Below are 12,896 nucleotides of genomic sequence, written 5' to 3' on the forward strand. Positions count from 1 at the left end.
CATTAACTCACTGTGGGGGTGAGAAGTGTCAAATGGCGAAAACTGTACGCAGTTTTCATTTATATGGTTTATTAATATGGCACGAGGAAAATCCACCAAAAACATTACTGTTGCAAAGCGCAATAAAAGAATTAAGGAATGGGAAGCAGCCAACGCAAAAGGCTCAAAGTATATTCCCTTTATTGATCCCAGAGATATCAGGTCGGACGGGAGTAAAGGTCGAGTCCCTGACTATGAAAATAAAGGTCAAGACAAACGTGTTCTCTCAACCAATGAGAGGTTATATGCTTATATTTTAATGTTTGATGACCGAATCTTATGGTCAAAAGAGCAATATCCGCTTCTACCTATTGAAAGGTCCATTGCGATTGCTAAGCGGTTGAAGATCAGACATCCCAAATATCCCGGTACAAATGTAGATGCCGTTATGACATCTGATTTTTACTGTGGAAAATTTGATGGCTATGAAGTTGTTTACTCGATTAAAGATGATGAGAAAATTAAATCATTAACTGACCGTCAAAAAAAGAATCTAGAAAATAAAGAAAAGATCCAGAGAGCTTTCTGGGAATCGCTAGGGATTAAATATCACTTAATTCACAGCTCAACTTACAAAAAGTCTATCTTTGCAAGAAATTTGGTAAAGCTTGCCAAGAGTTTAAAAATTTCATTTGAGCTAGAGCTAATTCGAAAACGCTGGCTGAAATCATTTTCAATTAACCTAAGAAATACTCGTGAAAGACGACTAAGCTTTTTGCTCAACGCAACCTCAGAATCTATGGGGATTGAGTACCATCAAAGTGTTTCGTTATTCAATCATTGTCTTTGGCATAAATTGATAAAAGCAAATTTAAATATCCCGCTTAGATTTGAGAACTTGGTGTCTGACTTTGACATTCAGGTGGTTGCTCATGACTGAACTTACTCAAAATATAATGGTTAAAGATTTGCTTGTGCCTGAGCAAGGTTCTGAATTAAGAGATGCTTCTATCGTTATCTTGATTGATTCCAAGGAAGATAAAGTATTTGTCATTGGCCTAAGTGACAATACTAAACCAAAAGCAATGCCTTATAGACTGCTGTTAGAAGAGCTAATTCAAGGGACGATTAGAAAGGGATCTTTTGAAAAAACAGAGTATTGGAAAAAAGTTGAGGAGTCACTTGATGATAAAGCTCGTACCAAGAGAGATTTAAAATTTGAGGTGATCAAACCGTTGGTTGAAAACTTAGACTTGTTTTTACGTAAGGGGAGTTATGGAAAAGGTTTGGTCAACAATTGTCTGGAGTTAGCGAAAGAAAATGGTTTAAAACAAACGACTAGATATCAAGTATATCAGTGGCTCTATCGTTATTTAAAGTGCAGAAGTAATAAAAACTGTTTTCTTAGAAAACCGGGAACAGGAAAAGGTAAGGATAAAAAGTACTCGAAAAAAACAGGGCCTAAGCGTGAAGAGGGGAATGTCTGTAACGGCAGGATGAGAGAGGAACTAGACAATAAACACATCAAGTCTATTATCCGAGAATTTTACGAATGTGATTCACCCATTCCTATCACCGAATGTTGGACTGAATATCACAATAAGTATCAATGTGACCCCGTATATGACCAGTTTACGGGGGAGTTTTTGAAATATGAGGAAAGAAAAGGTGAGCTATTTATAGGTAAATTTCAGTTCCTTGAATATGCATATAGTTTGACCAGTGATAATCGTCACCGAGTAATGAAAGCACAAGGTCTTTTTGATGAATATAACAAAAATATTAAAGGACTGAGTGGTGAAATTCACGAAATATTTGGTGATGCGCCGGGGGATTATCAGGTTGATGAAACTCCTTTAGCTATAGAGCTTGTTGATGAGTTTGACAGAAATAGAAGGTTAGGTAGACCTACTTGTTACTCTGTAATTGATATGTTCTCTAGGGCGTGGGTGGGTTTGTTACTGACATTTGCGAAGCCATCGGCTCACACTGCAAGAGAAATAATTTTCATATCTTGTAGAAACAAAGAAGTATTCTGCAAAGAAATTGGTGTAAAGCTAAATGAACCTTGGTTGCCTGAGGGCAAGCCTGCAAGGATCATAGTAGATAATGCCGAGTTTGCTTCTTCTTTAACTGATGCTTTTAGCGCAGATGCAAATATCGAAGTGTTGTTTAACAAAGAAGGTAATTCACAGGAAAAAGGGCTAGTAGAGCGCAGACACAAAACCTTGGAAGAGTTTTTATTTGGGCGAATTCCGGGGGCGATTAGTAAAAAGTATGTAAAGAATTATCTAGCAAGAAGAGTCAGACGCAACGCTGTTCTCAACATAAGAGAGCTATATCAAATACTAATCGATTTTATAACGCGCTTTAATAAATTTTACCCGCTAAGTACGTTGCCTCTAAGTAAAGAGATGAAAGAAGACGGGGTAAAGAATATCCCTAATGAAAAATGGCTTTGGGGCTTAGTTCATAGGGCTGGTGACTTACAATCAGTGGATGAAGATGAACTATTTATGCAATTACTTGAAAGTGCTCAAGTAACGGTTAAGCGAGACGGTCTATTCCTACAGGGGCGATACATCAGAACCTTTAAAAAGCGCAGAACATCTCAGGGGTTGCAATACTCCTGCGACTGGGCCTTGAAGAACTTCTTATATGAGAAGGAAGTAGGTAAGACATACGACTGTAAGTTTATGCGTTATTCAATGAGTCGGATATGGATTGTTACTGACTTTGGTTTTCAGGAAGCCGTTTTACACCCCAATGATGCGAGTTTTGAATGGTGGAGTGCTGAGTGTATTCAAGACAAAAAGATCGAAGAAGCGATAGAAAAAGAAGTGCAAATGGATCAGTACCATCAAGAGCAGAGTAAAACAGTGGTAAATGCAAAGGCCAAAGTTAAAGATGCAAAAAAAGAACAAGCCCAAATAACTGTTAATGCGGCAAATAGCCAAGACGTGTCATCTAATCGTTTACAGGCAATTGACAGAGAGATTGTAGGGTCGAAAGAACAGTTAAATAAATTCACTAACCAGAACTATCAAGAGGATAAAGATATAGAAGACAACTCTTCTTCGAAGCAAGTTCAGAACAATGAAAGTTTAACGAATGAAACGGCAAGTTTATTTGCTGATAAAACAAAAATGAGTAAACGGAGAAGAGGATAAAGATATGACATACAAAATCGCAAAATATACACCATCGGACAATCCAGACTATAAAGGTAACCCATATATTGAGAGTTTGCCGTTAAGGCTTAACCCTGATGATTTTTGGGAAAGAGTCCAAGACGAAGCTTATGCACCTGAAGATTTATCTAAATTTAGTACAGAGACACTAGAGGGTATGGCGTCAAATATCATGGAGTCCGTTTGTACTACGTCCATTTATTATGACGTGTACTGTGATTTATTGGGGACCATTAAGGTCGGTTACAAAAACAGAAACCCTTTAAATGAAGATGTTAAAAAGTGGCAACAAAAGATAGCTACGACAACATATAAAAGAACTCGCACTACCGCACCATCGCTAAAATTTACAGGTTATTCAGGCTTAGGAAAAACGACCCTTGTAGACTCGGTTCTAGGTTTAATCGAGCCAGTTCTAATCCATCCATCTGATGGTCCGCTGAATGAAGAAAGAGTTCAAATTGTATATCTTAAGGTCAATATTCCCGGTGATTCTAATACCAAAGATATTTGTTTGGATTTGTTTGAGCAAATTGATGGGATTTTAGGGTTGAAAGGGAAAGACAGCTACCACTCCATGTATTGTGACAAAAGCCGCTCTGATTGCATCAAAGGGTTGGTTAAAATTTGCACAACTCTTTTGGTTGGGATGATCATTTTTGATGAAATGCAAAATATATGTACCGCCGTTGCAAATGAGAAAAACCTAATTTTTAAGTTTTTCGACAAACTGACTAACGAAGCCAAAGTTCCTACGTTAAAAATTGGTACTTCAAAAGCAAATAAACTTACTGACAGCGAGTTTTCAAACGCTAGACGTTTAGGCATTCCTTACGATTGGAAGAATTATACAATAAATGATACTGATTGGACTACATTGGTGGAATATGCATGGAGTTATCAACTTTTGCCAGAGTTCGAACCTTTAACAGTTCGATATAAAAAGAAAATTTATGAATTGACGAGAGGAATACCGCATTGCTTATTTTTCCTCATAGAACAGGCTAATGTTTTAGGGTTGAGAAGTGGTGAAGCTAAATTTTCTTTGGACCTTTTAGATATCGTGTTTGAAAAGCGCTTTTCAATTATGAAAACAGGAATAATAGCGTTGAGGCATGGGAATGTTGCCGCATTCGATGATTTGATGAGTGCAGGTCAATATATTGATAAAGAAGTAGAAAAACTGGTTAAAAAGCTTATTAAAATTGGCGACAACATAAATTTAAGTAAGGCTGAAGCAAAGTCTCTTTATGAACACGTAGAAAAGTACTTGCCAGAATATAAACCTACCAAGGCAGAAGAAAAAATTCTGGATAAGCTATTCAAGAAAGCTGAGTTAGAAGCAACTGATTTAATCGAAGAGGATGGATACTTGAGGGTGCCAATGTGAGTTTGGCCTCGTTAAATATCTTACCAAATGAACACTATATGTCATGGTTTGTAAGGAATTCACAATTTCGTGCTTACCCTGAATTTAAGCATTACTTAACTAGCAATCAGATAAACTCTGAAACATTTAAAGCATATGAAGTTATCCATCCTTCGGTTAAGCATTTTTTACAGTGTTTTGGTCAAAGCGATAGCCTGTTAAGAGAGCATACTTTATTTCCTTTATGGCAAATATCTGTAGCTCATGAGCTTGATCATAAAGTGCTACTAAAAAATAGTTTTCTTGATTTACACAACAGTAATGGAGAAAAAACGTTATTTCAGTTTGACCGAAGTTGACATAGTTGTCCGACATGTAGAAAGGAGGATATAGATAGTTTTGGTACTAGCTATTGGCATACACAGCATCAAATCCCAAGCGTGTATTCGTGTTACAAGCACAACACAATGTTAGAAAAGGCAAAGTATCCAGTTGTAGATTTGAAAACAGGGGTTCTGCCGCACCAAGTGAAAAAGTGGTGTAAGTTGCTAGAGGCGGAAACACCAGAGCTAGGTAAATGGCAAAACTTTTTATATTCCGTTCAAGAAAAATTGATGGAAAACTCGTTACCTTTTATTGAAATTAAAAATCGAATTACGACTGCTTTGGGCATGGATAGCATTTCGAATCATCAATGTAGTAAACACACTGATGAATTAACTCTTAAGTTTGAACGTGAGTTAAATATGGAATTGCTGGCCTATTTGTACACCGATTATACGAGAGCTTCAAACAAAGGCACTCCCAAGGTAATAGGAAACTTGTATAGAGGGATCAACAATCCATACAAAATTAGATCTCCGATACACTGGATATTGCTTGGTTATTGGCTTTTTCCTGATGAACTAACAACTTAACAGGCGTAACCTCAAATGACGAACCAGCTATTTCCTGCTCCATTTCCAGATGAGACTGTTTATAGCTGGGTTTGTCGCTTCCATTTTTTTGCAGCCCATGCTGACTTTAAAAGAGATACATTAAGAAAATTAGGTATCAGGGACAATCGCCCCGCTAACGAATTTCCCCCTTACTTAAAAAAGTTATCCGAGCTATCTGGGGTGAATTTGGATCAACTTATTTTTTGTTTCACTAACGCTCATTACTTTCAACCATTCATGGATCAAATCATGTACGGTGAGATTTGTGAAAAGCTTAAGAGAGGCGATACTTCAAGTTTACAGAGCCGCATTGGCGCTGTTGCCAACAGAATAACTCCCGGTCAATTACTAAAATATTGTCCACTTTGTGCCGAAAAGGATGCTCAACAGTTTGGGACTTCATACTGGCACAGAAGTCATCAGCTTGTGGGTGTTACCGCATGTGAAACACACGGTATACATTTACTAAGTGTTAAACGTAATACTAAAACACCACAATTGCCGCCTTTATCTGGATGCATTCATCCATCCTCCTTGCTTGAAATAAGGCTATGCAAGTTAATAAAAAGCGAGATATTTGATAATGATGCACAGTGGTCCAAAGTTGATACTTACCAAGCTTATTTTAATAGACTCGGTGAGATGGAATTATTAACTCAATCAGGGAGAATAAAGCAAAAGCAACTGAAGGAATATTTAATACAACACTTGGATGGTATGTCTGAATTTGACTATCCATACCCTCAGGTTTTCGATGCTGCATTGGATGGAAAACTGTCTGAAAGTATGTTCTACAGAGCAGCTTGCAACCATCAACCAATAAAACACTTTGTTTTTATCTCTGCACTTTTTGATTCATGGGATGACTTTAAGCAAAGTGCAAATATTGAAGAAATTAAAGAAGACTCTCCAGTTACCGAACAACAACACCATCTACAAAGTGTTAATTGGTACGAAGGGCTAAAAATGATTTCAGAAGGAAAAAGTTTAAGAACTACTGCCCTTTTTCTAGGAACAACAGTAAGCACCATAAAGATAAAAGCTCAGCAGAATAACTTAGCCATTGATTTAAGGCCATCAAAAATCACTGAACTCATTGAGAGAGCCATTTGGCGCAAGTTAGTTGTTGGTGTAAAAACACAGGATATAGCCGATGAGTTCAATGTGTCAGTAGGAGCAGTTGAGAAAGTTTTAACTAAACATGTTTGGCTTCCAGAGCTAAGAAAGCGCATCTGGTATTTTGAAAAGCAAAAGTTTCATGCGAAACGAATCTCGGATTTTATAGATGAACACCCAGACGCTACTCGTAATGATATTAGAAAAAAAGTCAAATCGAGCTATTATTGGCTGTATAAGCATGAAAAAGAGTTGTTGTACCAGCTACTTCCTGAACGAGTAAAAGCCATTTATTGGCCTAGAAAATCCAAGAAATAATTTTCTTATTTTTCAATTAGTTAAAATGTCTAAATTTTAAATACTATCTCGCTTAGAATAGGTTTTTAAAAAATATATAAAAATCAGTTGGTTAATTTTTTAAATGTCTATTTTTAAAATACTTAATCACAGTTTTTGATCACGACAGATCTGAATGGAAACTAACCCAATGTACTTGGAAACCGTAAATGTATATGGAAACTAACTAGGTTGTCGAAGGTGTATAAAAAGGTGAGCAAATTTGCTCACCTTTTTTTATGTAAATAAATAATAGAACATGTAAGATTATTTACATTAACAGCATAGGAGGACAAAGGGTGACTACTAACTCAAATATAGAGACTGAATCAGGCTGTTGCTGTCAGTCAAAAAGCCAATCCTCTTCGTGCAAAAGTAAGGAGAACACGTTGGAAAAAACATCACAAAGCCAACAACTCATCATTGAAGGTGCTGGATGTGCCAGTTGTGTTGGCAAAATTGAAGGCGCTTTAAAATCAACGCTTGGCGTAGACAATGCAGAAATGAATTTTGCCGATAGGACGGTGTTAGTAACAGGAATAGCTAAAACAGATGAGTTAATTAAAGCCGTGGAATCGGTCGGATACAATGCTAAACCAGTTAAAGATAACGCGACAATAGATGCACTTGACGAGAAAGAGGCGGCTGATTGGGCCTATTACAAAAAGCTAATGCGCGACACATTGATCGCTCTTTCGTTAGGTGTTCCTCTGATGATCTACAGTATTGTTGTTGGAGAAATGACGGTTGAAACAAACCTTAAGCGAATATCTTGGCTGATTGTGGGTATTTTAACCTTAGGCGTTATGTACTTTTCAGGTAAGCATTTTTATGTGGGGGCTTGGAAAAGTTTTAAAAATCACTCTGCCAATATGGACACTCTGATTGCGTTAGGAACAGGCACAGCGTGGCTTTATTCGATGGTGGTGGTTTTTGTACCCGATGCCGTTCCTTTAATGGCGCGGCATGTTTACTTTGAAGCCACTGCAATGATCATAGGCTTAATCGATCTAGGCTTGGCTTTGGAGCTTAAAGCCAGAGGTAAAACTTCTGAAGCTATCAAGCGACTTATCGGACTGCAAGCCAAGACTGCAACAGTCGTTCGAGACAACAAAGAGGTTCAAATAGGTATTGAACAGGTTTTACTTAATGATGTAGTGAAAGTAAAACCGGGCGAAAAAATCCCTGTCGATGGCGTTGTTATTGAAGGACACACTTCTATTGACGAATCAATGCTAACAGGCGAACCCATGCCTGTTGAAAAAGCTGAGGAAGATGAGGTTGTCGCAGGTACGTTAAATAAATCCGGCATGATTTTATTTAAAGCGACACGTGTCGGTAAAGACACCGCACTTGCGCAAATCATCAATATGGTAAAACGAGCACAAAACTCTAAACCACCTATTGGCCGTTTAGCGGATGTGATTTCAGCTTATTTTGTTCCAGTTGTCATGATCATCTCGGTATTGAGCGCCCTTGTATGGCTTAATTTGGGTCCTGAGCCTACTGTTGCATTTGCCATTGTATCTGCAACGACAGTACTGATCATAGCGTGTCCATGCGCGCTGGGCTTAGCAACACCAATGTCTGTCATGGTCGGAGTAGGAAAAGCAGCAGAAGCTGGAGTGCTGATTCGTAACGGTGAAGCACTACAAACCGCCTCTAAAATCACTGCCATGATTTTAGATAAAACGGGCACAATTACAGAAGGTTCGCCTAAGGTAACAGATATTGTTTTAGCAAAAGCGACTGACGAAAAAGAAGTGTTACAGCTTGCTGCAAGTTTAGAAAGTGGCTCCGAGCATCCTTTGGCGCAAGCGATTGTAGAAAGTGCGTTAGCGCAAGATATTGAGTTACTAAAAATAGAATCCTTTAACGCTATTACTGGCTTTGGTGTGGAAGCAAACTGCAACAATAAAGCTTTGCTTTTCGGTAACGATAAGTTAATGAAAACAAAAGGTATCAACCTTTCAGGCTTTGTTGAACAAGCCCAGTCTTTAGCAAAAGAAGCCAAAACACCTATGTACTTTGCTGTAGATGGTGATTTAGCAGCAATTATTGCAGTAGCTGATCCGATTAAATCCGATTCAATCTCTGCTATTAAAAGGCTTCAAGCTAATGGTATACGTGTCATCATGTTAACTGGCGACAACAAGGAAACTGCTGCCGCCGTAGCTAAAAAAGCAGGTATTAGCGAATTTCTTGCTGAAGTTCTTCCTGAAGACAAAGCTAACAAAGTTAAAGAGCTACAAGGCAGTGGCGAAATTGTTGGTATGACAGGCGATGGTATTAACGATGCTCCAGCGCTCGCGCTAGCCGATGTCGGTTTTGCTATCGGTACAGGAACAGACGTAGCCATTGAAAGTGCTGACATAACGCTCATGCGTGGTTCTCTTCATGGCCTTGCTGATGCCATCGCTGTGAGCAAAGCAACGTTACGAAATATTAAACAAAACTTGTTTGGTGCGTTCGTCTATAACGTGGCAGGAATCCCATTTGCAGCAGGGATTCTTTATCCCTTCTTTGGAATCTTACTTAGTCCTGTAATAGCGGGTGCGGCAATGGCGTTTTCGTCATTGACAGTGGTGTCAAATGCAAACCGACTTCGCTTATTTAAAGCAAAAGAGCATTAAGGAGAATCACTATGATGACTATCAACTTACTTGGTGTTGGGCTGATAGCACTGATTGTTTGGTGGTTTTGGCTATATAAACCTCAAAAAACTATCATTGAAAGTGATGAAGTGCTGATTGAAGTGAAAGATGGTGTGTATTCTCCATCATTTATTCAAGTGTCAGCAAGCCATCCCGTCATTCTTAAGTTTAAACGCTCGGATCAAACGCCATGTGCGGAAACAATGCTTATTCCGTCGTTAGACATTAGTGAACAGCTTAAATTAAATGAAATCACACAAATTACCTTAGCGAATTTATCACCGGGAGAACATGAATTCCATTGTCAAATGCAAATGTATCGTGGTGTCTTAAAGGTTGTTTAGGAGAGTGTTATGAAAAATGGGCACCCTAAATTTTGGTCTACACCGACAGGTTGGGCAGCACTTGCTCTCATTGCCTCAGCAACTGACTTCTTAGTTTTTGAGCATGGGGTGTTAATTTTCCTCCAAAAGTAATCCATTTAGGATTGCATATTTGCACAGACAATTAACCCATATTGAAAGATAGCTTTAAATTGTATTTCAAAGCCTTGCACAGTAATTACTGGATCAACTATTTATGCAAATGGTGGATTAAAACAAGATGCAATTTAACACAGAGGAAATCTGATATATCTCAACTTGTCCGCCTACCCATCAAGGTTATGACATAACCAAACTTTCTACGCCTAATTTCGCTGTTTGGTTACATGCCTGTAACCCGTATGAATAAGGGCGCAGTCCTAAGGTGTGAGTAAACGAGACATCGCGAATGTGGTTGTTTGCGGCTTCTGGTTTGCTTTCTGATTTTCCCAGCGACGAGACATCGCGAATGTGGTTGTTTGCTTGACCGTCTTTAGCATAAACACGGTATCCAGGGTCCACATCAATTCCCTTCAGAAAATAGAATGGTTGCTTTTCATCTACAGGTTTTGAGAACTTGACACGAGCGGCCTGCACGGAGCCGTCTTTAACTAAGCTAGTAAAGGGATAGTCGTCAATTTCTAAGGCGCTTTGTCCTCCACAACTTACAAATACAGGGTAGTGGCACTCTTTTTTATTGCCACTAGGATCTGTGAAGCGAACAATCGTCTTGTTGTTTTCAAAGGAAATATCGTCAATATTCCCGGCCTTTAAGTCAAGCTTGCCTGCCGCGTGCAGGGCTAGCATTATTTTAGCTGAGGATAAGGGCAGGGCCGCAATAACGTTCATTAAAAAAGGCATCACTATGTCGTTGAAGGTAATATGGTCCTCGGCTGGCATTAGTTCTGCGTGGTAGTTCAGGGTATACATTAAGTCATCGGTGACCTCTTTCCAGTGAATAGGTCGGTCGTTTTCAACACTATTTTTTGCCGCCGGAAGTTCTTGCTGCATGCCTGAAAAAGGATCATCATAACTATGGCGAACAGACATCGCTTCAACAAAATCCATCAGCGTGAACGTAGGATCTTGCAGTTTCGCTATCATGTCGGGTTTAAAGTCTTCTCGAAATGCCTGGCCTAAAGCAGGGCGACATACCTTGTCAAAATACACGGCTAATCTTAAATGCCCCTGCTTATCTAATAATGACAATAAGGTTTGCCTATCTACATGTCGATACAGCGCGCGCATCGGCTCCTTTTGTTCGTACTGTAAATGGGGCAGCCAGCCATTAGCATCATGTAGTGTAATTTTGAAGTTTTCGGCGCCATTGTGGGCGGTGTAAACTAGCTTATCCCCTTGTTCGGTAAAGGTTCCATGGCGATGAAACAAAGAAGATATCACGTCAAAAGCACTTAGCGACGCGCCCAATGTCCCCATGTTAAAGTCGAAGTACTTTCCACTGCTCGGCAAAATTTTACGAATAGGCCAGGGGGAACCGTAATAGCCAAACTCGGGTTTATCATCGTTGGGAAAAGCGTGACCAGTGGCAATGAATAAATAATCCGTGCTGTAATCATTACCCTCAACATCTTTTAGTTTAACGCTATCGCCTTGCTGCGCTATATCAACTATTTCCGTCGCACTATACTCATTGATAATAAAGCCCGCAGCGCGCAAATTGTTGGTAAGTAATTTATATTGAGCACAAAGGTATTGCCCAAGAGCACGCCTATTATAAACTTCTGAATCTGAGATTTCTTTATCATCAAGATTAAGATCCTGTAATGTTGCTTGATCTTGTTCACGCAACCAGTCCGCAAAGGATATTTGTAGGGCTGGAATTTCCTCTGAAGCAATATTAGCCATACTGTATATATCAGTGGCGTAAACATCGTAAGGCATTCCGCAACCAAGCACCTTACTTTTGTCGAAGATACTAATACGTTTCAGCAATCGTTTGATGCTATCTTGGTTATTTTACATGTGTTTAAGTAAGTAAAGACCAGTTGCACCACTACCAATAATAGCTAGGCATTTATTCATATCTAAAGATTTCCTTATTTCCAACGGTGCAGTTTAAGCTTGAGGTATTCATGAAGTGAATTATTATACCCATATTGCGTATTTATCAATTAAAACAATATCATTCCTATAGCTTTAACCATTTTAATAAATTGAATTTAGCCCCGTGTTAATACAGGATAACCAACAATGTTTGTATCAGATGCTATGCTCGACGCCCTACTAAGAGGTTCAATTTTAACTGTTATCGCAATGCTTTGGGTAATTGTGCTGGTGCGTATAAATGGCTTGCGGTCATTCTCAAAAATGACCAATTTCGATTTTGTGATGACAGTAGCAATTGGTTCGTCACTGGCCGGTGCAAGCCAATCATCTACGTGGCCTGCTTTTGTACAGATTCTAATGGCAATGGCAGCGTTATTTATAGTGCAATACACTGCGGCTCGCCTTCGTAGAGCCTCAGATAGTATCGATACCTTGATACAAAACAAACCCGTGTTGCTAATGCACAACGGCATCATATTATATGACGCCTTAAAGTCTACGCGTGTGGCGAAAGATGACTTAATCGCCAAGCTTCGCGAAGCGAATGCTTTAGACTTCTCGCAAGTTCGGGCGGTGGTTTTAGAAACCACAGGAGATATCTCAGTATTGCATGGTGATAAGTGCGCCGAGGAATTGTTAGAAGGGACGCGGAAGTTGCAGGGTAGCTGAGTCAGCTATAGTGGCAAGCTCTGTGGTGTAAATTAAAAATAGTGTGCCGGAATTGAATTTTAATCCTTGCTTAGACTATTGGGAACGTGACATGGGCCCATATAATGGTCGACTGCATGCTTGTTACAATGAGCATAAGTAGAGTGAATTTTTACTATTCCTTTCGCCGTAACTGTTGTGTTACCAGATGGGGTTCTCGGTTTCTATTACGCTAA

The 12,896-nt window shown here is 39.1% G+C and carries 11 protein-coding genes; 10 read left to right on the forward strand and 1 reads right to left on the reverse strand.

Annotated features, from left to right (window positions below; genetic code table 11):
* Positions 1 to 25: 25 nt before the first annotated feature.
* From QR722_RS04260 to QR722_RS04300, 9 genes are all read left to right on the forward strand, one after another.
* The gene (locus QR722_RS04260; protein WP_286285578.1) at positions 26 to 919 is read left to right on the forward strand and encodes a TnsA endonuclease N-terminal domain-containing protein; all 894 of its coding nucleotides are present in this window, start codon (positions 26 to 28) and stop codon (positions 917 to 919) included.
* Positions 912 to 3,149, forward strand: coding sequence for a TnsB C-terminal domain-containing protein (locus QR722_RS04265; RefSeq protein WP_286285581.1), 2,238 nt, complete (start codon positions 912 to 914; stop codon positions 3,147 to 3,149). Before QR722_RS04260 ends, QR722_RS04265 begins: the two co-directional genes overlap by 8 nt.
* 4 nt (positions 3,150 to 3,153) lie before the next feature.
* Positions 3,154 to 4,560: an ATP-binding protein gene (locus QR722_RS04270; RefSeq protein WP_286285583.1), complete on the forward strand. Its 1,407-nt coding sequence runs from the start codon at positions 3,154 to 3,156 to the stop codon at positions 4,558 to 4,560.
* The gene (locus QR722_RS04275) at positions 4,557 to 4,898 is read left to right on the forward strand and encodes a hypothetical protein (protein ID WP_286285585.1); all 342 of its coding nucleotides are present in this window, start codon (positions 4,557 to 4,559) and stop codon (positions 4,896 to 4,898) included. The genes QR722_RS04270 and QR722_RS04275 overlap by 4 nt, the downstream gene beginning before the upstream one ends.
* Positions 4,899 to 5,006: 108 nt before the next feature.
* Positions 5,007 to 5,456, forward strand: a complete 450-nt coding sequence (locus tag QR722_RS04280) for a hypothetical protein (protein WP_286285587.1) — start codon at positions 5,007 to 5,009, stop codon at positions 5,454 to 5,456.
* A gap of 15 nt (positions 5,457 to 5,471) precedes the next feature.
* Complete coding sequence (locus QR722_RS04285; RefSeq protein ID WP_286285589.1) at positions 5,472 to 6,911, forward strand: TnsD family Tn7-like transposition protein; 1,440 nt, start codon at positions 5,472 to 5,474, stop codon at positions 6,909 to 6,911.
* A gap of 407 nt (positions 6,912 to 7,318) precedes the next feature.
* The gene (locus QR722_RS04290) at positions 7,319 to 9,562 is read left to right on the forward strand and encodes a heavy metal translocating P-type ATPase (protein WP_286285591.1); all 2,244 of its coding nucleotides are present in this window, start codon (positions 7,319 to 7,321) and stop codon (positions 9,560 to 9,562) included.
* Positions 9,563 to 9,573: 11 nt separating this feature from the next.
* Positions 9,574 to 9,927 (forward strand): cupredoxin domain-containing protein, encoded by a 354-nt coding sequence (locus QR722_RS04295; RefSeq protein ID WP_286285592.1) that lies wholly within the window; start codon positions 9,574 to 9,576, stop codon positions 9,925 to 9,927.
* A 9-nt stretch (positions 9,928 to 9,936) separates the two neighbouring features.
* Entirely contained in the window at positions 9,937 to 10,059 is a 123-nt protein-coding gene (locus QR722_RS04300; RefSeq protein ID WP_286285594.1) for a hypothetical protein, read from the forward strand.
* Positions 10,060 to 10,245: 186 nt separating this feature from the next.
* On the opposite strand, the gene QR722_RS04305 is transcribed toward QR722_RS04300, so the two are convergent.
* Positions 10,246 to 11,898 carry an FAD/NAD(P)-binding protein gene (locus tag QR722_RS04305; protein WP_286285596.1) on the reverse strand — a complete coding sequence of 551 codons (1,653 nt, stop codon included), beginning with the start codon at positions 11,896 to 11,898 and terminating at the stop codon, positions 10,246 to 10,248.
* 258 nt (positions 11,899 to 12,156) lie between these two features.
* On the opposite strand from QR722_RS04305, the gene QR722_RS04310 reads away from it, so the two are divergent.
* The gene (locus QR722_RS04310; RefSeq protein ID WP_286285598.1) at positions 12,157 to 12,681 is read left to right on the forward strand and encodes a DUF421 domain-containing protein; all 525 of its coding nucleotides are present in this window, start codon (positions 12,157 to 12,159) and stop codon (positions 12,679 to 12,681) included.
* Positions 12,682 to 12,896 lie beyond the last annotated feature (215 nt).

The organism is Aliiglaciecola sp. LCG003, from assembly GCF_030316135.1.
GTDB lineage: Bacteria > Pseudomonadota > Gammaproteobacteria > Enterobacterales > Alteromonadaceae > Aliiglaciecola.